This window comes from Streptomyces sp. NPDC033136 (assembly GCF_055578235.1).
Map to the genome: position 1 here is coordinate 1 of NZ_JBVIPD010000039.1, position 21,295 is coordinate 21,295.

General features: G+C 71.9%; 16 protein-coding genes and 2 pseudogenes. 7 read left to right on the top strand and 11 right to left on the bottom strand.

What is annotated here, in order from left to right; all coding sequences use genetic code 11:
* Positions 1-653: 653 nt before the first annotated feature.
* Positions 654-863 (top strand): annotated as a pseudogene (locus tag ACZ5TL_RS38210) (tryptophan--tRNA ligase); the annotation flags it as partial.
* A 99-nt stretch (positions 864-962) separates the two neighbouring features.
* Here ACZ5TL_RS38210 and proC read toward each other — a convergent pair.
* The 4 genes and pseudogenes from proC to ACZ5TL_RS38230 form a co-directional block, all read right to left on the bottom strand.
* The gene (gene proC / locus ACZ5TL_RS38215) at positions 963-1,775 is read right to left on the bottom strand and encodes a pyrroline-5-carboxylate reductase (RefSeq protein WP_468595375.1); all 813 of its coding nucleotides are present in this window, start codon (positions 1,773-1,775) and stop codon (positions 963-965) included.
* Positions 1,776-1,917: 142 nt separating this feature from the next.
* Positions 1,918-2,715 carry an ABC transporter permease gene (locus ACZ5TL_RS38220; RefSeq protein WP_468595376.1) on the bottom strand — a complete coding sequence of 266 codons (798 nt, stop codon included), beginning with the start codon at positions 2,713-2,715 and terminating at the stop codon, positions 1,918-1,920.
* The gene (locus tag ACZ5TL_RS38225; protein ID WP_468595377.1) at positions 2,712-3,578 is read right to left on the bottom strand and encodes an ABC transporter ATP-binding protein; all 867 of its coding nucleotides are present in this window, start codon (positions 3,576-3,578) and stop codon (positions 2,712-2,714) included. Before ACZ5TL_RS38225 ends, ACZ5TL_RS38220 begins: the two co-directional genes overlap by 4 nt.
* A 110-nt stretch (positions 3,579-3,688) precedes the next feature.
* Positions 3,689-4,102, bottom strand: a pseudogene (locus tag ACZ5TL_RS38230) (SAM-dependent methyltransferase); the annotation flags it as partial.
* A gap of 208 nt (positions 4,103-4,310) precedes the next feature.
* On the opposite strand from ACZ5TL_RS38230, the gene ACZ5TL_RS38235 reads away from it, so the two are divergent.
* Positions 4,311-5,942 (top strand): nuclease/transposase family protein, encoded by a 1,632-nt coding sequence (locus ACZ5TL_RS38235; RefSeq protein ID WP_468595378.1) that lies wholly within the window; start codon positions 4,311-4,313, stop codon positions 5,940-5,942.
* 545 nt (positions 5,943-6,487) lie between these two features.
* Here ACZ5TL_RS38235 and ACZ5TL_RS38240 read toward each other — a convergent pair.
* Complete coding sequence (locus tag ACZ5TL_RS38240) at positions 6,488-6,817, bottom strand: SH3 domain-containing protein (protein ID WP_468595379.1); 330 nt, start codon at positions 6,815-6,817, stop codon at positions 6,488-6,490.
* Positions 6,818-6,999: 182 nt separating this feature from the next.
* Between ACZ5TL_RS38240 and ACZ5TL_RS38245 the strand changes: the two genes are divergently transcribed.
* A complete protein-coding gene (locus tag ACZ5TL_RS38245) occupies positions 7,000-9,144 on the top strand; it encodes a protein kinase domain-containing protein (protein WP_468595380.1) in 2,145 nt (714 codons plus the stop codon).
* Positions 9,145-9,205: 61 nt separating this feature from the next.
* On the opposite strand, the gene ilvD is transcribed toward ACZ5TL_RS38245, so the two are convergent.
* The 4 genes from ilvD to ACZ5TL_RS38265 form a co-directional block, all read right to left on the bottom strand.
* Positions 9,206-11,059, bottom strand: coding sequence for a dihydroxy-acid dehydratase (gene ilvD, locus ACZ5TL_RS38250; protein ID WP_468595381.1), 1,854 nt, complete (start codon positions 11,057-11,059; stop codon positions 9,206-9,208).
* A gap of 138 nt (positions 11,060-11,197) precedes the next feature.
* Positions 11,198-11,836, bottom strand: a complete 639-nt coding sequence (locus ACZ5TL_RS38255) for a TetR/AcrR family transcriptional regulator (protein WP_468595382.1) — start codon at positions 11,834-11,836, stop codon at positions 11,198-11,200.
* Positions 11,833-12,657: a sugar phosphate isomerase/epimerase family protein gene (locus ACZ5TL_RS38260; protein ID WP_468595383.1), complete on the bottom strand. Its 825-nt coding sequence runs from the start codon at positions 12,655-12,657 to the stop codon at positions 11,833-11,835. Before ACZ5TL_RS38260 ends, ACZ5TL_RS38255 begins: the two co-directional genes overlap by 4 nt.
* A 115-nt stretch (positions 12,658-12,772) precedes the next feature.
* Positions 12,773-13,705 carry a Ppx/GppA family phosphatase gene (locus ACZ5TL_RS38265; protein WP_468595384.1) on the bottom strand — a complete coding sequence of 311 codons (933 nt, stop codon included), beginning with the start codon at positions 13,703-13,705 and terminating at the stop codon, positions 12,773-12,775.
* Positions 13,706-13,776: 71 nt separating this feature from the next.
* Here ACZ5TL_RS38265 and ACZ5TL_RS38270 point away from each other — a divergent pair, with 71 nt between their 5' ends.
* Positions 13,777-14,577 carry a DUF3109 family protein gene (locus ACZ5TL_RS38270; protein ID WP_468595385.1) on the top strand — a complete coding sequence of 267 codons (801 nt, stop codon included), beginning with the start codon at positions 13,777-13,779 and terminating at the stop codon, positions 14,575-14,577.
* 10 nt (positions 14,578-14,587) lie between these two features.
* Here the strand turns inward: ACZ5TL_RS38270 and ACZ5TL_RS38275 are convergent, their stop codons facing one another.
* Entirely contained in the window at positions 14,588-16,309 is a 1,722-nt protein-coding gene (locus tag ACZ5TL_RS38275; protein ID WP_468595386.1) for a BACON domain-containing protein, read from the bottom strand.
* Positions 16,310-16,505: 196 nt separating this feature from the next.
* On the opposite strand from ACZ5TL_RS38275, the gene radA reads away from it, so the two are divergent.
* Together radA and disA are read left to right on the top strand one after the other, a co-directional pair.
* On the top strand, positions 16,506-17,915 hold the full coding sequence (radA, locus tag ACZ5TL_RS38280) for a DNA repair protein RadA (protein WP_468595387.1): 1,410 nt from the start codon (positions 16,506-16,508) through the stop codon (positions 17,913-17,915).
* A gap of 80 nt (positions 17,916-17,995) precedes the next feature.
* Positions 17,996-19,120: a DNA integrity scanning diadenylate cyclase DisA gene (gene disA / locus ACZ5TL_RS38285; protein WP_468595388.1), complete on the top strand. Its 1,125-nt coding sequence runs from the start codon at positions 17,996-17,998 to the stop codon at positions 19,118-19,120.
* A gap of 335 nt (positions 19,121-19,455) precedes the next feature.
* On the opposite strand, the gene ACZ5TL_RS38290 is transcribed toward disA, so the two are convergent.
* Complete coding sequence (locus ACZ5TL_RS38290) at positions 19,456-20,319, bottom strand: hypothetical protein (RefSeq protein WP_468595389.1); 864 nt, start codon at positions 20,317-20,319, stop codon at positions 19,456-19,458.
* Between the two features lie 174 nt (positions 20,320-20,493).
* On the opposite strand from ACZ5TL_RS38290, the gene ACZ5TL_RS38295 reads away from it, so the two are divergent.
* Positions 20,494-21,135 (top strand): phosphatase PAP2 family protein, encoded by a 642-nt coding sequence (locus ACZ5TL_RS38295; protein ID WP_468595390.1) that lies wholly within the window; start codon positions 20,494-20,496, stop codon positions 21,133-21,135.
* The last annotated feature ends 160 nt before the right edge of the window (positions 21,136-21,295 follow it).

Genomic DNA, 21,295 nt, shown 5'->3' on the forward strand with positions numbered 1-21,295 from the left:
TCGCTTCCTTTGTACTCACCCTCTCGGGCTTTCCTCCGGGCGCTTCCCTTCGGTCTTGCGTTTCCGACTCTATCAGATCCTTTTCCGATCCGATTTCCTCGGCGCTTTCCAGGTCTCCGCTTCCGCGTTTCCCTTTCCGGCGATTCTGACTCTATCAGATCCTTTCGGACCCGATTCCCTGTCAGCAGGGTTTGTCTTCGCGGCTGTTGGGCCGTTCCGACGAGTGAGACTCTAGCGGATTCCCCGGCTCCCGAGCCAATCGGGGGCCGCGTCCTTTCGAACGGGGATTCCTCATTCCGTAAATACGCATACCAATGAAACGACTACAGAGCTACTGCGTCGAGTAGTGGTGAGTACCTGCGGATTGGCTGCCCGGGGACCGACCGGGGTCGGCGCTCACGTCGGGCAACTCGGAGAACACTACGGACGGGGTCTGGGCGTGTCAACTCAAGGGCGGACGGCGCTCACGGGACGTAGTCTGGGGTGCATGACGACGCGTACGTGTAGCCAGCTGTGGCGGGCCGCCTGAGGGCGGCCGTCTTCACGTATGCACTCAACGGCCGCCGCTTCGGCGGCCGTTCTTGTTTTCTCCCTCCAGGACCACCGAGGGGCGGCCGGCCGGGCAGCGGTCATGACCGGAAGGTGGAGGAGAGATGACACGGGTCTTCAGCGGGGTCAAGCCCACGGGGCATCTGACGCTGGGGAACTACCTGGGAGCCATGCGGCGGTGGGCTGACGTCGACCAGCACGAGGCCGACGCCTTGTTCTGTGTCGTCGATCTGCACGCCCTGACCGTGGACCACGATCCCGCGCGGGTGCGCAGACTCGGCCGACGGTGGATGCCGCGTATCGCGCGATCGGGTTGCTGCCGGCGGCGGAGGCGGCCGATGCCGGGGCCGTGGTGACCGTGTGAGGTGACGGGCGGTGGTGGGGGCGGCTGTGCGGGCCGCCCCCACCGGTGGTCAGCTGTTGTTGCCGGAGGCCAGGGCGCGGCTGCGGTCGCGGGCGGCTTCGAGGGCGGCGATGAGGGCGGCTCGTACGCCGTGGTTCTCGAGTTCGCGGATGGCGTTGATCGTCGTCCCGGCGGGGGATGTGACGTTCTCGCGGAGCTTGACCGGGTGCTCGCCGCTGTCGCGGAGCATCGTCGCGGCGCCGATGGCGGACTGGACGATCAGGTCGTGGGCCTTGTCGCGGGGCAGGCCGAGGAGGATGCCGGCGTCGGTCATGGCTTCGACCAGGTAGAAGAAGTAGGCCGGGCCGGAGCCGGAGAGGGCGGTGCAGGCGTCCTGCTGGGACTCGGGGACGCGGAGCGTCTTGCCGACGGCGCCGAAGATCTCCTCGGTGTGGGCGAGGTGGTCGGCGGTGGCGTGGGTGCCGGCGGAGATGACGGACATCGCCTCGTCGACCAGGGCGGGCGTGTTCGTCATGACGCGGATGACGGGGGTGCCGGGTGCGAGGCGCTCCTCGAAGTTCGTGGTGGTGATGCCGGCGGCGCCGCTGACGACCAGGCGGTCGGCGGGGACGTGGGGGGCGAGTTCGTCGAGGAGGGTGCCCATGTCCTGCGGCTTGACCGTGAGGATCAGAGTGTCGGCGATCTTCGCGGCTTCCGGGTTGGTGACCGGGGTGACGCCGTAGCGGGTGCGGAGCTCTTCGGCTCGTTCCGGGCGGCGGGCGGTGACAAGAAGGTCGGCCGGGGTCCAGCCGGCTCGGATCATTCCGCTGATCAGGGCTTCGCCGATCTTGCCGGTGCCGAGGACTGCGACTTTCTGGGTCATGGCTATCGGTGCCCTCCGGGGGGTTGCGCGTCGTCCGGGTTCATCCTCGCACTCGGGGTGGCGGGGTGGGGCTCGTGTCCGGTGGGCGGGATGTGTGCCGGGCGCCAGAGGGCTGCGTGGCGGGCCTTTGCGGCAGCGTCGGCTACGTCGTGCGGCGGCGCAGGGTCGCCGCTCCGAGCATCAGGACGAGGAGTGCGCTGCCCGCGACGATCAGGATGTCGCGGACGAACGTGGCCGTCATGTCCGGGTGGCGGAGGACCTCGTTCATGCCGTCCACCGCGTAGGACATGGGGAGGACGTCGGAGATGGCCTCCAGGACGGGGTGCATGTTGTCGCGCGGGGTGAACAGGCCGCAGAGGAGGAGCTGGGGGAAGATCACCGCCGGCATGAACTGGACCGCCTGGAACTCCGAGGCCGCGAACGCCGAGACGAAGAGGCCGAGGGCCGTGCCGAGGAGAGCGTCGAGGAGTGCCACCAGGAGGAGGAGCCAGGGGCTGCCGATGACGTCGAGGCCGAGGAACCAGAGCGCGAGGCCTGTGGCCAGGGCGGACTGGATGATCGCCAGGGTGCCGAAGGCGAGGGCGTAGCCGGCGATGAGGTCGCCTTTGCCGAGGGGCATGGCGAGGAGGCGTTCGAGGGTGCCGGAGGTGCGTTCGCGCAGAGTGGCGATGGATGTCACCAGGAACATCGTGATGAGCGGGAAGATCCCCAGGAGGGACGCGCCGATGTTGTCGAAGGTGCGCGGGCTGCCGTCGAACACGTAGCGCAGCAGGAGCAGCATCACGCAGGGGACGAGGAGCATCAGCGCGATGGTGCGGGGGTCGTGGGTGAGCTGGCGGAGGACCCTTGCCGCGGTGGCGGTGGTACGGAAGGGGTTCAGGGCCCTTGGCGGGGTGCTCGTCCTGGTCGGGGCGGCCGGCTCGGTCGGGGTGGTGGTCATCGGGTCGTCTCCTTCGTGCGGGCTGCGGCCTTCGCCTCGTCGACCAGGTGCAGGAAGGCCTCCTCGACCGTGTCCGCGCCGGTGCGGTTGCGCAGGGCGTCGGGGGTGTCGTCGGCGAGGAGTTCGCCTTCGCGCATGAGGAGGAGGCGGTGGCAGCGCTCGGCCTCGTCCATGACGTGGGAGGAGACCAGGAGGGTCGCGCCGCGGCTCGCCGCGATGTCGTGGAAGAGGTTCCAGAGGTCGCGGCGCAGGACGGGGTCGAGGCCGACGGTCGGTTCGTCGAGGACGAGGAGTTCCGGGGTGCCGAGGAGGGCCACGGCCAGGGAGACGCGGCTGCGCTGGCCGCCGGAGAGGGTGCCGGCCAGGGCGTCGGCGTGGGTGGTGAGGTCGACGTCCGCGATCACGCGGGTGACGTTCTCCCGGCGGCGGTCGGCGGCGATGGGGGTTCCCCCGCGTGAGCGCGTCCGAGCGTGAGAGAGGCCGGGATCGAGAATCGCGGCGAAGTAGTCGAGGTTCTGGCGGACGGTCAGGTCGTCGTAGACGGATGGGGCCTGGGTGACGTAGCCGATGCGGGTGCGCAGGGTGGGGTGGCCGGCGGGGTGGCCGAGGACGTCGAGTGTGCCGGTGACCTTGGCCTGGGTGCCGACGATCGCGCGCATGAGGGTGGACTTGCCGCAGCCGGAGGGGCCGAGGAGGCCGGTGATCTGGCCGCGGGGGACGGCGAAGCCGAGGTTGCGGAGGACCTTGCGGGAACCTCGGACGACGGTGAGGTTGTCGGCGTGGACGGCTGGGGGAGCAGGTGGGGAGACGGCTGAGGGGTGCGACGGGCCTGGGCGTGGCGAGTCGGGAGCATTATTCATCATGTGATGAATAATGCTCCTGGAGGTTGGAGGCGTCAAGCAGGTGGGCGTCGTAGGTGTGCGGGTGGGTCTCGTAGGTGTGCGGGTGGGCGTCGTCGGTGTGCGGGTGGGCGTCAGGCCGGGGTTTCGGCGAGCAGGAGGATGACGTCGTAGGCCTCTTCCACGAAGCCGTCCGGGAAGGCCCTGAGCAGGTGCTCGCGTTCCTGGGCCAGGAAGGCCGCGGTGTGTTCCTCGTCGTGGACCAGGAACACCGAGTGGCTGCCGATGTTCGCCAGGTGGGTGTCGACGGGGACGCGGCGGCTCCAGCGGACCGTGCGGCGGGTGAAGTCGAGGCGGCCGGTGGGGTCGGCGGCACGAACGCTGACGTTCCGCTTCTCGGCGGAGACATCGATGCGGAAGTGGCGGGCGGTGCGTTCGGCGGCCTCGGCGATCCAGGGGACGTCGAGGGCCTCGGTGTTCCACCACAGGGCGAGGGCGCCTCCGGGGCGCAGGACACGGAGGGCCTCCGGGACGGAGCGGGAGGGGTCTGGAGCTGCTGCCGTTGGAGTGCGTTCAAGAGTGTTCTGGTGAGTGGGAGGGAGCGTGCGTGTCCGGTGTCGTGTCGCGCGCCTCGGCCGTGGGGTTGGTTCCAGGTGGGGAACTGACGTTCTTTCATCGAATGCGTGACGTTCGTGGGCGATGCTCGTTTTGCCTTGGCGACGAGATCTTCAGGTGAGGCCGGGCGGGGGTGACGGGGTGGGCGAGCTGAGGAAGATCGCGCCGCCGTTCGTCGCGTCCGGCCCGAGTGGTGTGGCCGTCCGGACCCGTCTCAAGCATCTGACGCCGGACGATGAGAAGGTGTTGCGCCTGGTGGGTGCGTATCTGGGTTCGCTGGCCTCGAAGGACCTCAAGGCCCGCTGCCGGGACGGCCTGGAGCACTGCGGTGAGAGGTGGGCGGTGCGCAAGCAGGGACTGACGGCCCTGTCGTCGTCGCGGTGGGCGGGCAGTATCACCAAAGCCACGCACGACCAGTGGGCGCTGGCCCGCCGCTGCCAGTTGGCGCACATCCAGAACCTGGAAGCCGGCATCCGCACCATCAAAGACCGGCTGTTGCTGCCGGTCGGGCAGAAGGGGACGAGGAAGGCGCCCGGAGGTTACCGGTCCCGGCGGGAATGGCATGCCAAGTCCCGTCGGCTGCGGGTGCTTCAGGACCGGCTGGCCGCCGCGCGGGCCGACCGTGAGGCCGGAGTCGTCCACGTCGTACGGGGCGGCAAACCTCTGGCCCGCACCCGCCATCACCTGCAGGGTGCCCAGCTCACCAAGTCCGCCTGGCGCGGGCGTTGGGAGGCGGAACGCTGGTTCTGCCAGGCGGACGGGGAGTCCGGCAAGCGGTACGGCAACGAGACGATCCGTATCAGCCCGGACGGCGAGGCGAGTATCAAACTCCCCGTACCGCTGGCGCATCTGGCGAACGCCCCGCACGGGCGGTACGTCCTGGCATACAGGGTCACGTTCACGCACCGGGGCGAGGAGTGGGCGGATCGCGTCGCGGCCAGCCGGGCGATCGCCTACCGCATCCACTACGACACCGGTCGGGACCGCTGGTACCTGACAGCCTCCTGGCAGCTCCCGCCCGCCCCGGCCCTCCCCGTCGAGGCCGCGCTCGCTCACGGTGTGATCGGCGTCGACATGAACGCCGACCATCTCGCCGCCTGGCGCCTGGACATCCACGGCAACCCGACCGGCGCCCCGCGCCGCTTCTTCTACGACCTGACCGGCACCGCCGAACACCGCGACGCCCAGGTCCGCCACGCCCTCACCCGCCTGATGCACTGGGCCCGCGCCTGCGGTGTGAAGGCCATCGCCGTGGAGGACCTGGACTTCGCCGCGGAGAAGACCCGCGAGAAGCACGGCCGCCGCAAACGCTTCCGGCAGCTCATCTCCGGCATGCCCACCGGGAAGCTCCGCGCCCGGCTGTCCTCGATGGCGGACCAGACGGGTGTCGCGGTCATCGCCGTCGATCCGGCCTACACCAGCCGGTGGGGAGCCCAGCACTGGCAGAAACCCCTCACCAGCACAACCCGCACCACCACTCGCCACGATGCCGCCGCCGTGGCGATCGGAAGGCGCGCCCAGGGACACCCGATCCGGCGACGGACGGCACCGCCCCCACACGACCAGAGCGATCGTGCGGGGCATCGGACCGTCCAGGCCGGACCAGGCGTCCCCGGGCGTGAGGGAACCCGCCCCCGCATCCCCGGACCACGGACACGATCCGTCGGGCCCGGACGCGGAAGGAACGCGGGCACCCAGAACGCCCAACACCGTTCGGGGCGTTCGGCCGAGCATGAGACCTGGCAACAGGACTCACTCCCGCTCAGTCTCTAGGAACGGTGTAGCCGTTGTCGTGGTGCAGCCAGGTCGTGCCGAAGAAGCGGATGGGTTCGGGGTGGGGGCCCTCGGGGGCGGGGGCGGGGGTGCCGGTCTCTGCGCTCACGAGTGGATTATGGCTCGGGGGGTGGGTGGGTGGTGGGGTGCGGGTGCCTGCGGCGGCCTGCGCGGGTGAGGGTGGGGTGCGCGTAGCGCCTGCGCGGTGAGTGAGGGTCGGGGCCGCGCCGGGGGGGTGTCCGTCCTCGGAACGGCGCGATGGAGTCGGACACCGACTCGCAGTCCGTTCACGCGCCAACCGCTGCGGGCGGACACCCCCCGACACGTCCCCTCCTCGCCGTACGCGACTGCGGGCGCGTCGTGGTCCCGCCCAGCTGCGGACGCCGTCCCCTTCGTCGTCCGGAGGGCGCGGGCACCTGGTGGCCGTCCGAACTGCGGCGGGCCGCTTCGTGCTGCCGGGGCGGCACGGGTGGGCGCGGCGCCGGATTGGTTGATGCCCCGGGGCGGTGTGGCCCGCAGTGGGGGCGGGCCACACCGGCCTCCGGTCAGGAGCAACGTGGGCGGATGTACCCGTCGCTGCCCGTCTGCACGTAGGCGTCCGAGACGTACTGGCCGTTGGCGATGTTGTCCCAGATGTTCGACGTGCCGTACGGGCCCGTGACCCAGGTGCCCGGTGTCTGGCAGTGGATGGCGACCCTGGATCCCGCGGGCAGGACCTTGACGATCGGGTAGCCCGTGCCCGGGCCGCTGCGGACGTTGAGGTTGATGCCGGGTGCGATCGGGAAGGTGGTGGCCGCCGCAGCCAGTGTGGTGACCAGCGGTATGCCGGCCCCTTCCTCGGCGCGCGCTCTCTCTTCGACAGGCTCGACTGACATGACGTTCCTCCCCCGTTGACCCCATGCCTGCCATGGGGTCCCGTTGATACCCCTGAATCAGGCCATCAAACACGTGTGCGTGACTCGGCGGCGGAGGCCGGCAAGCCACCTCTGTGCCGTACGAGGCATCGACTAGGCTCCGTGCGTCGCGCGCGCGGACGAAACAGCACGGGGGTGGTTCCATGGCGCCACAGCGAGACGCCGGGGCGGGCGCGGAAGCGGAACTTCCTGAATACGCCGGTCACTACCGTCTGGAGTCCTGTCTGGGCTCGGGCGGCATGGGTGTCGTGCATCTGGCCCGGAGCACCTCCGGGATGAAGCTCGCCGTGAAGGTCGTGCACGCGGAGTTCGCCAAGGACCCTGAGTTCAGGGGGCGTTTCCGGCAGGAGGTGGGCGCCGCCCGGCAGGTCAGCGGGGCCTTCACCGCACCGGTCGTCGATGCCGACCCCGAGGCCGGGCGGCCCTGGATGGCCACGCTGTTCATCCCGGGTCCGACGCTGGCCCAGGAGGTGAAGCGGAACGGACCCATGGCCCCGGCTCAGTTGCGCCGGCTGATGGCCGGGCTCGCGGAGGCCCTGCGGGACATCCACCGGGTGGGGGTCGTCCACCGGGATCTGAAGCCGAGCAACGTGCTGCTCGCCGAGGACGGGCCGAAGGTCATCGACTTCGGTATTTCCCGGCCGAAGGACAGCGAGTTGCGGACGGAGACCGGGAAGCTCATCGGTACGCCGCCCTTCATGGCGCCCGAGCAGTTCCGGCGGCCGAGGGAAGTGGGGCCCGCCGCCGACGTCTTCGCCCTGGGGTCCGTGATGGTGCACGCCGCCACCGGGCGCGGGCCGTTCGACTCCGACAGTCCCTACGTCGTCGCCTACCAGGTCGTGCACGACGAGCCCGAGCTGACCGGCGTACCGGAGGAGCTGGCGCCGCTCGTGCTGCGGTGTCTGGCCAAGGAGCCGGAGGACCGGCCCTCCCCCGACGAGTTGATGCGGGAACTGCGGTCGGTGGCTGCCTCTTACGACACGCAGGCCTTCATACCGCGGCAGCGCGACGAGGAGACGCCGGAGCGGCCCGAGCAGGTGGCGTCCGGTGCGGAGCCCTCGCGTGCCGCTGCCCCCGGTCCTGAGGAGCCTTCGAGGACGTCACGGCTGCGGTTCGGCAGGCGGGGCACTCTGGTCGCCGGTGTTCTCGGGCTGGTCGTCGTCGGGGGTCTGGCGTCCGTGCCCCTGGCCGGGGGTGAGACTCCGGCGCCGGAGGTCACCGCGCCGCGGACTACGGCGGCCGCGTTCTCGGCGTGGGAGGCGGAGCCGCTGGACGGGGAGAGCACTCCGCAATGCTCGTATGGCGTGGGCAAGTTGCTCTGTGCTCAGGAGGGGATCGTCTTCGCTCTCGATCCGGCCGACGGCAGGGTGCTGTGGCGGCGTTCGCTCGACGGGGCCGCCGCGAGCGGGCCGCCCAGTGGGCCTCCGGTCGTGTCGGGGGGCCTGGTGCTGGCCGGGCTGGGGCAGGGACGGCGGCTGACGGCGCTCGATCCCGGCTCGGGTGAGGTGGACCGGGCACAGGAGCTGCCCGCGTACGGAGGGCTGCGTGCCGTCGGCGGCATGGTGCTGCTCACCGCGGCCGACGGCACGGTGACCGGTGTGGACAGTGCCTCGGGAGAGGTGCGGTGGCGTCATGGGATTCCGGGGCAGGGGGCGCCGTACTTCGTCTCGTTCCCCGGTGATCCGCTGGCGTACGCGGCGAGTGTGTCCGGCGACGGGAGCGGCACCCGGGTGACGGCGGTGGATCCGGACACCGGTGAGGTGCGGTGGGACGCGGAGATGCGGGGGGCGCTCCAGCCCGTCGGGGCGGTGGGCGGGTCGGTCGTCTTCGTCGCGGTCGATGCCGTGCGGGGGGACGCGCGGGCCGTCGTCCGGTACAGCCCGGAGAGCCGGGAGACCCTGCGGGTGCCGTTGCGGGTGCCTCTGCAGCAGGTCCAGGGCGGTGTGCACGGGGACGTCGTTCATCTCATGGCGGCGGGTGGGTCGTTGGCGGCCGTCGACCTGGCAGCGCGGAAGCAGCTCTGGAGCCTGGAGACAGGTGTCGTGCGGGGCTCCACGCCCGTCGCCGACGACCGGCATGTGTACGTCACCGCTCCGGACGGCCGGCTGCTCGCCGTCGACGCGCGGCGCGGGAAGCTCGTCGGGCAGACGTCTCCCCGGCTGGGTGACCGGTCGGACCGGGTTCCGGCCGCGCTTCCCGAGCCCGTGCTCGTGGGTGACCGGGTCTACGCCAGTGCCCCGGACGGCAGCGTCTTCGCCCAGAACGGGCGCGATCCGGCCGCCTGGTAGGGCGGGCACGCACGACGGCCGCCCCCCGGCAGCGGGAGGCGGCCCTCGACGGCTGGGGGACTCAGCCAAGCTTCGACACGTCCCGCACGGCGCCCTTGTCCGCGCTCGTCGCCATCGCCGCGTAGGCCCGCAGTGCCGCCGAGACCTTGCGGTCGCGGTTCTTCGGGACGTACGTGCCGTTCAGCGCCTGCTCGCGGCGGGTCAGCTCGGCGTCGTCGACGAGGAGTTCGATCGAGCGGCCCGGGATGTCGATGCGGATGCGGTCGCCGTCCTCGACCAGGGCGATGGTGCCGCCCGCGGCCGCCTCGGGCGAGGCGTGGCCGATGGAGAGGCCGGAGGTGCCGCCGGAGAAGCGGCCGTCCGTGATCAGCGCGCAGGTCTTACCGAGACCGCGGCCCTTCAGGTACGAGGTCGGGTAGAGCATCTCCTGCATGCCGGGGCCGCCCTTGGGGCCCTCGTAGCGGATGACGACGACGTCGCCGTCCTTGACCTGCTGGGTGAGGATCTTCTGGACGGCCTCCTCCTGCGACTCGCAGACGACCGCCGGGCCTTCGAAGGTCCAGATGGACTCGTCGACGCCGGCCGTCTTGACGACGCAGCCGTCCACGGCCAGGTTGCCCTTGAGGACCGCGAGGCCGCCGTCCTTGGAGTAGGCGTGCTCGACCGAGCGGATGCAGCCGCCCCCGGCGTCCTCGTCCAGGGCCGCCCAGCGCTCGGACTGGGAGAAGGCCTCGGCGGAGCGGACGCAGCCGGGCGCCGCGTGCCACAGTTCGACGGCCTCGGCGGACGGGGAGCCGCCGCGCACGTCCCAGGTCTTCAGCCAGTCGGCCAGGGAGGGGCTGTGGACCGCGTGGACGTCCTCGTTGAGCAGGCCCGCGCGGTGCAGTTCGCCGAGGAGGGCGGGGATGCCGCCGGCGCGGTGCACGTCCTCCATGTAGTAGGTGCGGTCCTTGGCGACGTTCGGCGCGACCTTGGCCAGGCAGGGCACGCGGCGGGAGACCTCGTTGATCTCCTCCAGGCCGAAGGGGACGCCGGCCTCCTGGGCGGCGGCCAGCAGGTGCAGGATCGTGTTGGTCGAGCCGCCCATCGCGATGTCGAGGGCCATGGCGTTCTCGAAGGCCTCGAAGGTCGCGACGTTGCGCGGCAGGACCGTGTCGTCGTCCTGCTCGTAGTAGCGGCGGGTGATGTCCATGACCGTGTTCGCCGCGTCGACGTACAGCTGTTTGCGGGCCGTGTGCGTGGCGAGGACCGAGCCGTTGCCGGGGAGGGACAGGCCGATGGCCTCGGTCAGGCAGTTCATCGAGTTGGCGGTGAACATGCCGGAACAGGAGCCGCAGGTCGGACAGGCGTTCTCCTCGATGCGGAGGATGTCCTCGTCCGAGATCTTGTCGTTCACGGCGTCGGAGATCGCGTCGACCAGGTCGAGTGTGCGGACCGTGCCGTCGACGAGGGTGGCGCGGCCGGACTCCATCGGGCCGCCGGAGACGAAGACCGTGGGGATGTTCAGCCGCAGGGCCGCGTTCAGCATGCCCGGGGTGATCTTGTCGCAGTTGGAGATGCAGACCAGGGCGTCGGCGCAGTGGGCCTCGACCATGTACTCCACGCTGTCCGCGATCAGGTCGCGGGAGGGGAGGCTGTAGAGCATGCCGCCGTGGCCCATCGCGATGCCGTCGTCGACGGCGATCGTGTTGAACTCGCGCGGGATACCGCCGGCCTCGACGATCGCCTCGCTGACGATCCGGCCGACCGGCGCGAGGTGCGTGTGGCCCGGCACGAACTCCGTGAAGCTGTTGGCGACCGCGATGATCGGCTTGCGGCCGATGTCCGCACCCGGTACACCGGAGGCGCGCATAAGGGCGCGGGCGCCCGCCATGTTGCGGCCGTGGGTGACTGTGCGGGACCTCAGCTCGGGCATCGTCGCTCGCTCCTTCAGAGACTGCGTCAGAGGATTCGGAGATTTCTGACTGCTACCGAGCGTACGCCGGTCATCCAGAGGGCGGGACGGAGTGTCCGGAATACGGGATGAATGTCTCGTCCGACGGCTCCGTGAGGCTTACGGTTCGGTCAGGTGTCCCTGTACGACCGGTGCCAGCCGCGCGATGATCTGCTCGGGGTCCGCCGAGGCCAGCGGCTCGACCTTGATGACGTACCGCAGCATCGCGGTGCCCACCAGCTGGGCGGCGGCCAGCTCGGCCCGCAGTTCGGCGTCCGGCAGGTCCAGTTGCCCCGCGATGCGGCGCAGCACCTGGGTCGCGATGATGCGGCGGAAGACGGCCGCCGCGGTCTCGTTGGTGACGGCGGAGCGGACGACGGCGAGCAGGGGCGCGCGGGTCGCCGGGTTCTCCCAGACGCCGAAGAAGAAGCGGGCCAGACGCTCGCCCACGCCGTCGAGCGGGCCCTCCTCCACGGCCTTCGGCGCCTGCAGGGCGGGGCCGAACGACTGGGTGATCGCCGCTTCGAAGACCTGCTCCTTGGTGCCGAAGTAGTGGTGCACGAGGGCCGGGTCGACGCCGGCCGTCTTGGCGATGCCGCGGACGGACGTCTTCTCGTAGCCGCGTTCGGAGAACTCGTCGCGGGCGGCGGCCAGGATGCGGTCGCGGGTGCCGGCCGACTCCGTGCGCGGGGGGCGGCCGCGGCGGCGGGCGGTGGTCCCGGTGCCGGCCGCGGGCTCGCCCGGGGGCGGGCCGCTCATCGCCGCGGCACCTTCGCCGCCGAGGCCAGGTGGAGGCGGGTGAAGGCCAGCGCCTCCGCCAGGTCGGCCTCCCGCTCCGCGCCCGACATGGCGCGGCGGGTGTTGACCTCGATGACGACATGCCCGTCGAAGCCGGTCAGGGCGAGCCGCTCCAGCACCTCGGCGCAGGGCTGCGTGCCGCGGCCGGGTACCAGGTGCTCGTCCTTGGCCGAGCCCCGGCCGTCGGCGAGATGGACGTGGCCGAGGCGGTCTCCCATGCGGCCGACCATGTCGAGGGCGTCGGAGCGGGCCGTCGCGGTGTGACTGAGATCGATCGTGAAGTGGCGGTAGTCGTCCTTCGTGACGTCCCAGTCGGGGGCGTACGCGAGCATCTCGCGGTCGCGGTAGCGCCAGGGGTACATGTTCTCGACGGCGAACCGTACGTCCGTCTCGTTCGCCATGCGCCAGATGCCGGAGACGAAGTCCCGGGCGTAACTGCGCTGCCAGCGGAACGGGGGATGGACGACGACCGTGCTCGCGCCGAGCTTCTCGGCCGCCGCGCGGGCCCGCTGGAGCTTGATCCAGGGGTCGGTGGACCAGACGCGCTGCGTGATGAGCAGGCAGGGGGCGTGGACGGCCAGGATCGGGATCTGGTGGTAGTCGCTGAGTCTGCGCAGGGCCTCGATGTCCTGGCTGACCGGGTCGGTCCAGACCATGACCTCGACGCCGTCGTAGCCGAGGCGCGCGGCGATCTCGAAGGCCGTGGCCGTCGACTCCGGGTAGACCGAGGCCGTCGAGAGGGCGACCTTCGCGTCCGGGATCTTTACGGCTGGCTCTGCCATGCAGGACAGATTACGGGGTGTGGTGGGGAGGGAGTGGGGGGCCTCTTGGCCGTTGTGGTGATTACCACGTGGCGGGTGCGGCTCCGTCCCGGCTCGCGGGCTGCGCGGTGGGCCGCTACACGGACTCCATGTGATCCAGCCGGCGCAGGATCACGCCCTCCCGCAGCGCCCACGGGCAGACCTCGACGCGCTCCGCGCTGAACAGGTCCAGCGCGGCCTCGGCCACCAGGGCGCCCGCCAGCAGCTGGCCCGCCCTGCCCTCCGAGACTCCGGGCAGCTCGGCCCGCTCCGCCTCCGTCATGCCGGCCAGCCTCGGGACCCATTCCTCCAGGGACTCCCGCTTGAGTTCGCGCTGGACGTACAGGCCCTCGGCGGAGCGGGCGGCGCCCGCGATGCGGGCCAGCTGCTTGAAGGTCTTGGACGTGGCGACGACGTGGTCGGGGGAGCCGAAGCGGCTGAACTCACCGACCGTGCGGGCGATCTCGGCGCGGACGTGACGGCGCAGGGCGCGGACGTCGTCCGGGGCCGGCGGGTCACCGGGCAGCCAGCCGGCGGTGAGGCGGCCGGCGCCCAGCGGCAGGGAGGCGGCCGCGTCGGGCTCCTCGTCCATGCCGTAGGCGATCTCCAGGGAACCGCCGCCGATGTCCAGGACCAGCAGCTTCCCGGCGGACCAGCCGAACCAGCGGCGGGCGGCGAGGAAGGTGAGCCGGGCCTCCTCCTCGCCGGTGAGCACCTGGAGCTCGACGCCGGTCTCGGCGCGCACGCGCGCGAGGACCTCGTCGGCGTTGCTGGCCTCGCGCACCGCGGAGGTCGCGAAGGGCAGCAGGTCCTCGACGCCCTTGTCCTCGGCGGCCTGGAGCGCCTCGTGGACGACCGAGACCAGCCGGTCGACTCCATGAGGGCCGATCGCGCCGTCGTCGTCGAGGAGCTGGGCGAGGCGCAGTTCCGCCTTGTGCGAGTGCGCGGGCAGCGGGCACGCGCCGGGGTGCGCGTCCACCACGAGCAGATGCACCGTGTTCGAACCCACGTCGAGGACACCGAGTCTCATGTACGGAACGCTACTGCCCGCCGCGCGGTCCGCCGTCCTCGGTGGGGGCACAAGGCCCGTACCCTGGAAGCGTGCCAAAGACGAAAAAGGCGAAGCGCGACAAATCACCGGGCCTCGTGGAACCCGACGAGAAGGGGCTCGACTTCGCTCGCGCATGGGTGGAGTTCCCTGATCCGGCGGACGACGAGCAGGTCTTCCGCTGCGATCTGACATGGCTGACCTCCCGCTGGAACTGCATCTTCGGCAGCGGCTGCCAGGGCATCCAGGCGGGCCGCGCGGACGACGGCTGCTGCAGCTTGGGTGCGCACTTCTCCGACGAGGACGACGAGAAGCGCGTCGCCGGGCATGTGGCCAGGCTCACGCCGGACATCTGGCAGCACCACGCCGAGGGCACCCGGAACGGCTGGGTCTCCGAGGACGAGGACGGCGAGCGGCAGACCCGGCCCTTCCAGGGCTCCTGCGTCTTCCAGAACCGGCCCGGCTTCGCGGGCGGCGCGGGCTGCTCGCTGCACATCCTGGCCCTCAAGGAGGGCCGCGAACCGCTGGAGACCAAGCCGGACGTGTGCTGGCAGCTGCCGGTGCGCCGGACGTACGAGTGGATCGACCGGCCCGACGACACACGCGTGCTGCAGGTGTCGATCGGCGAGTACGACCGCCGCGGCTGGGGCCCGGGCGGCCATGACCTGCACTGGTGGTGCACCTCGGCGACCTCGGCGCACGGCGCGGGCGAGCCGGTCTACGTCACCTACCGGCCCGAGCTGATCGAGCTGATGGGCAAGGCCGGCTACGACCGGCTGGTCGAGCTGTGCGAGGAGCGGCTGGCCTCGCAGCTGCCGTTGCTGGCGCCGCATCCGGCGGATCCGGTGGCCTGACCAAGCCCTACTAGGACGTGGCCGGGCTCGGGTCCCCGCTGTCCGGGGGCGGGGGTGGCGAGCTCACCGGATCGGTCGGGCCCGGGTCCGTGGGGGTCGGGTCCGGGTCGGGTGACGGGGGCGGGGTGGTCGGCGTGGGGTCCGGGTCCGGGGCGGAGGTCGTGGGCGTCGGGTCGGGCTGGGCCGGGGGCGTGGGCGTGGGCGGGTCGCTCGGCCGGGGGCCGGGGCCGGAGGGTGTGGGCGCGGTGCCGTAGCCCTCGATGTGGACGACGGCGCCCACCGGTGCGACCGCCACCTGCGCGTGCCAGGGGCCGGCGGGCTCCCGCAGATGGTCGACGTGCACCTTGATCGTCAGCGACTCGCCCGGCCGGAGCGTTCCCGAGGACCGGCTGAGGTAGAGCCAGGGGGCTCCGGTGGACGCGGACCAGCGGACCGGGGCCGAGCCGGTGGCGGTGAGGGTGACGAGGGTGGTGTCGCCGCTGTTGTCGGCGGTGACCTGCAGGGCGGTCTCGCGGCCGGCGCCGGCGACGCCGAGGACCTCGACGGAGACGTCGGCCTTGCCGTCCTTGCCGAAGCGGGGGCCGGGGCGGGTGCTCGCGTTGCCGGTGTTCTCGTAGCCGCCGCCCGCCATCTCGCCGTCCAGGGCGAACGAGTCGTCCGCCTCAAGCGCGGAGGCGGAGCGGCCGTCGTGGCCCTCGCCGACCGGGGTGCCCCGGTAGGCGGCCCACAGGGCGAGCACGGGAGCGGCGACGACGGTGGCGACGACGGTCGTGGTGACGGCACGCGCGCGGAGGCGGTCCCTTCGGGCGGCGTGGTCCTTTGGGTCCATCGGGAAGCCGCGCCGGTCGAAGCGGGGTGCGGCGCTTCGCGCGCGCGGGTGGCGGGTCATGGCGACGTGCAGGGCCGCGCGGGGCGCCGGCAGGACGGGCAGTTCGGCGGGCGTGACGCTGGTGCCGGGCCAGCGGCCGGGGATGGCGCGCTCGGCGGCGCGACGGCAGCGCGGGCAGTCGTCGACGTGCCGGACGAGTTCGCGGCGCAGGGCCGTGCCGAGCACGAGCCGGTCGTCGCCGGCGAGGTGGGCGACGCTCGGACACGCGCCGGTCTCGACGACGGCGAGGGCCGCACGCGTGCGTTCCACCTCGCAGGCCGCGGAGGCGAGCAGGTCGCGGGTGGCGGCCAGGTCCATGCCGAGGACGGCGGCGACCTCCTGGGCGGCGAGGCGGTGGCGCACGGCCAGCTCGAGTGCCTCCCGCTGCTCCGGGGTGGTGCCGGCGGCCTCCGGCCAGGCGAGCAGGGCGAGTTCGCGCCGCCGCCGCTCCTGGACCTCCTCGGAGAGGGCCGGGGTGGCCGGACGGTCGGTGGGCCGGCGGTCGGTACGGCCCGCCGCGTGGCTGCTCTGACGTTTCTGCTTGGCCTCGGCCAGCTTGCGCAGGCACGCCCAGCGGGCCAGCGCGTACAGCCAGGCCCTGCGGTCCGCGGGTGCCTCGGGGGCGTGCCGGCCGCGGCGTTCGGCGATCGCGAGGACGTCGCCCAGGGCGGCCGTCGCGGCGTCGTGGTCGCACAGCACGGACAGGCAGTAGGTGAACAGGCCGTCCAGGTAGGGCTCGTAGCGCGCGGGCGGCCGCTGCGCCAGCGTGCGCGCCGCCCCGCGGTCACGGGCTTCCCGGCGCGCCCGGTGCGCGCCGGCCGTGTGGGTCGTGCGGCTCGAGATCTCCGGAGTACTGCTCATCATTCGGCGACCGTAGGGGGCCGGGAGTGGCACCTTCAGGCGGCTTGAGCACATTTAATCCGTACGGGTGAAACGATCCCTCAATCGGGGACATGAACCAGTGGTTCCGCGGCTGGCGCGGGGTGGCGGGACCCTGGCGCGCAGATGGCCGCCCCGGCCGGCCCCCGCGTTGTCGGTGCGAGCGGCTACGGTTCGGTCCATGGCTGCCCGTACGAAATCCACCAAGGACCGCCCGTCCTACCGCTGCACGGAGTGCGGCTGGCAGACGGCGAAGTGGCTCGGCCGCTGCCCCGAGTGCCAGGCCTGGGGGACGGTCGAGGAGTACGGCACGCCTGCGGTCCGTACGACGACACCCGGGCGGGTCACTACCTCCGCCCTGCCCATCGGCCAGGTGGACGGCCGTCAAGCCACCGCCCGCACCACCGGCGTGCCCGAGCTGGACCGCGTGCTCGGCGGCGGACTCGTCCCCGGCGCGGTGGTGCTGGTCGCGGGCGAGCCGGGCGTCGGCAAGTCGACGCTCCTGCTGGACGTGGCGGCCAAGTCGGCGAGCGACGAGCACCGCACGCTGTACGTCACGGGCGAGGAGTCGGCGAGCCAGGTCCGGCTGCGCGCCGACCGCATCGGCGCCATCGACGACCATCTGTACCTGGCGGCCGAGACGGACCTGGCGGCCGTGCTGGGCCACTTGGACGCGGTGAAGCCGTCGCTGCTGATCCTGGACTCGGTGCAGACGGTGGCATCCCCGGAGATCGACGGCGCGCCGGGCGGCATGGCCCAGGTGCGCGAGGTCGCCGGGGCCCTGATCCGGGCCTCCAAGGACCGCGGCATGTCCACGCTGCTGGTGGGTCATGTCACCAAGGACGGCGCGATCGCGGGCCCCCGCCTGCTGGAACACCTCGTGGACGTCGTCCTGAGCTTCGAGGGCGACCGGCACGCCCGCCTGAGGCTCGTACGAGGCGTCAAGAACCGCTACGGCACCACCGACGAGGTCGGCTGCTTCGAGCTGCACGACGAGGGCATCACGGGCCTCGCGGACCCGAGCGGACTTTTCCTGACACGTCGGGCCGAACCGGTCCCGGGCACCTGCCTGACCGTCACCCTGGAGGGCCGCCGCCCCCTCGTCGCCGAGGTCCAGGCACTCACGGTCGACTCGCAGATCCCCTCCCCGCGCCGCACCACCTCGGGCCTGGAGACCTCCCGGGTCTCGATGATGCTCGCGGTGCTGGAACAGCGCGGCCGGATCAGCGCCTTGGGCAAAAGGGACATCTACTCCGCGACGGTCGGCGGCGTGAAGCTCTCCGAGCCGGCCGCGGACCTGGCCGTGGCCCTCGCCCTGGCGAGCGCGGCGAGTGACACACCTCTCCCGAAGAACCTCGTCGCGATCGGTGAAGTGGGCCTCGCCGGCGAGGTGCGGCGGGTCACGGGCGTGCAGCGCAGGCTGGCCGAAGCCCACCGTCTGGGCTTCACGCACGCGCTCGTGCCGGGCGACCCCGGCAAGATCCCCTCGGGCATGAAGGTTCTGGAAGTCGCGGACATAGGGGACGCCCTGCGAGTCCTCCCCCGCTCCCGTCGCAAAGAGGCCCCACGGGACGAGGAGGGTCGCCGGTAGACTTTGCCCTGGTCTCGCCCGTCCGTGCGAACCGAGCGCGCGTCACGGGGGCGCCCAGAACCTGCGACCGGAGGAGTGCAGTGGCAGCCAACGACCGGGCATCAGCTCCCGGAAAGTCCGGTGGGAGTGCCGGTACCGATGGCCTGATGCGCGCCTCCCTGAGCGCCGTGGCACCCGGCACCGCCCTGCGTGACGGCCTGGAGCGCGTGCTCCGCGGCAACACCGGCGGTCTCATCGTGCTGGGCTCCGACAAGACGGTCGAGGCGCTGTGCAGCGGCGGTTTCGTGCTGGACGTCGAGTTCACCGCGACCCGTCTGCGCGAGCTGTGCAAGCTGGACGGCGGCATCGTGCTGTCCTCGGACCTGTCGAAGATCCTGCGCGCGGGCGTGCAGCTGGTCCCGGACCCGACTATCCCCACGGAGGAGACGGGCACCCGGCACCGCACCGCGGACCGCGTCAGCAAGCAGGTCGGCTTCCCGGTCGTCTCGGTCTCCCAGTCGATGCGGCTGATCGCCCTGTACGTGGACGGCCAGCGCCGCGTCCTGGAGGACTCGGCGGCGATCCTGTCCCGCGCCAACCAGGCCCTCGCGACCCTCGAGCGCTACAAGCTCCGCCTCGACGAGGTCGCGGGCACGCTGTCGGCGCTGGAGATCGAGGATCTGGTGACCGTCCGGGACGTCTCGGCGGTCGCCCAGCGCCTGGAGATGGTGCGCCGCATCGCCACCGAGATCGCCGAGTACGTGGTGGAGCTGGGCACGGACGGCCGGCTGCTCGCCCTCCAGCTCGACGAGCTGATCGCCGGCGTGGAGCCCGAGCGCGAGCTGGTCGTGCGGGACTACGTCCCCGAGCCCACGGCCAAGCGCTCCCGCACGGTCGACCAGGCCCTGGCCGAGCTCGACGCCCTCAGCCACGCCGAGCTGCTGGAACTGCCCACGGTGGCACGGGCGTTGGGCTACACCGGCTCGCCCGAGACGCTGGACTCGGCGGTATCCCCACGCGGCTTCCGCCTCCTGGCCAAGGTGCCCCGGCTCCCCGGCGCGATCATCGACCGCCTGGTCGAGCACTTCGGCGGTCTGCAGAAGCTGCTCGCCGCGAGCGTCGACGATCTCCAGACGGTGGACGGTGTGGGCGAGGCCAGGGCCCGCAGCGTACGGGAGGGGCTGTCGCGGCTGGCGGAGTCGTCGATTCTGGAACGGTACGTCTAACACGTGAGCCAGCACTTGAGCCGCGTCGGCCGGACAGCTGGAAGGCTGGAACGGCCAAAAGACCGGACCGGCCGGAGCGGCTGGATTGGCCGACGCGGCGGGCGCGGCTGGAACGCCCGGAACGGCTGGAGCAGCCAGAACACCCGGAACGGTTGAGGGCGGTCCTGGCGAGAGGAACCGCCCTCAGGTGTCTGAGCCGCCGGGTGCTAGTGCCCTGCGCCGGCAGTTCCTGGGTAGTTCGTACTGGGCCGCAGGCGGTCAACACGCCTGGTTACCGACCGGAACCCAAACGCCGGGACGAGACGGATCTACCAACGGATGACTGGCGCAGGACACTAGTCGGCCGACAGCACGAATGACGTCTGCACCTTCGCAAAGCCCGGAGCCTTGGCTTCCACCAGGTACGTGCCCGCCCCCGCCGAACCCGCCGGGGGCGTGGCGCACTCGGGGGCGCTCGGCTTGCGGTCCCACTTCACGGTGTAGGTGATGCCGCTGCCGGCGGGAACCCGGTACAGCTGGTGCGCGGCGGCCTCGGGGCAGTCCTCGGAGGACCAGTAGTCGTCGTCGCTGCCGGCCGGGGCGATCGTGAACACCGCGTTCTCCGGCCCGAGGTCGATCTTGCAGTCGCTGCCGGAGATGTTCCGCGCGGTCAGCAGGAACGTGGGCGTCTGCTCGGGGTCGTAGGTGTTGTGGCGGCTGCGCAGGCTGAACTTGACCGCGCTCGCGGTGCAGTTGGGCAGTGTGGAACCGGCCGGCAGGGTGTCGCCCACGCCGACGCCGTCCGCGGAGGTACCGCTTCCGGAGCCGCCGGACCCGGCGGACCCGCCCGAGCCGGAACCGCCGTCGGAGCCCGAGCCGGAGCCCGAGCCGGAGCCGTCCCCGGATCCGTCGCCCGAGCCGTCACCGGAACCGTCCCCCGACCCGGACGACGAGCCACCGGAGCTCCCGCCGCCCGACTCCTCTCGTCCGCCGGGCGCTTGGCTGATGGCCGGGCCCGAACTCGACGGGCCGGGCGTGATGGAGGGCGCGGGATTCTTGCCGTTGGCGTCGTTGTCGCCGCCGTCGCCGCCTCCGCCGCCCATGGTCACGATCCAGGTGGTCAGCAGCGCCAACAGGGCGACCACAGACACGAGTACGGCCCTCCGACGCCAGTAGATGGAGGAGGGAAGCGGCCCGACCGGATTGCGCAGAGATCCCACGGCGCAAACCTTACGAGAGATCGGCACGTTCGCCGGTCCCACCCGCCGCTCGCGGCCACAACTTTTCCGGATCATCATCTCGGAATCCCGGGCCCACCCCTGTCTTTCGTCAGGTTCGGGACGCGACGATCGCTGGGTGTGACGGAATGGACCCGTCGCCTACCGTCCGTGACCATGAACTTCGAGGACACCGGGCTCTACCGCGACATCACCGACTTCGCCCACGACACCCCGATGTGGGTACAGCACGGGGCCGGGATATGGACGGAGGCCGGACTGCTGGTGTTCGTCGCGCTGTTCGCCGGTGGCTGGTGGCGTGCCCGCCGGGGCGGCCCCCACGCGTTCGCGATCGCGGCCCTTGCACCTCTGGTTACGGCCGTGGCGTACGTGTGCAGTGAGGTTCTCAAGTCCGCTGTCACGGAGGAGCGTCCGTGCCGGGCGGTCGCCGGGGCGGCCGCGTCGCTGGCCGCGTGCCCGCCGCACGGCGACTGGTCCTTCCCGTCCAACCACGCCACGATCGCGGGCGCCGCGGCGGCCGCCCTGGCCCTGGTCCGGCGCACGCTGCTGTGGGTGACGGCCCCGCTCGCCCTGCTGATGGCCTTCTCCCGGGTCTTCGTCGGCGTGCACTATCCGCACGACGTCGTCGCGGGGTTGGCGCTGGGCACGCTCGTCGCCCTCGTCGCCGTACGGCTGGGCACCGGCCCGATGACGCGGCTGGCCGGGGCGCTGCGCACGTCGCCGGCACCGGCCGTGCGGTGGGTGCTGGGGCCGGGCCCGGCGCCCGTCCCGTCGTACGAGACGCACGCGCGCCGGTGAGCCGGGACGCGCGGCGCACCGCCGGGCCGCGACGCCCGCACGCTGCTCAGCCGCTCCGCACGCGCGCCGCTGAAGCTGCTGAGACCGCTCAAGCCGCTCAAGCCGCTGAACCAGGACACACGCGACCGCCGCCGGAGAGTCCGCCGCATCCGTACCGCCG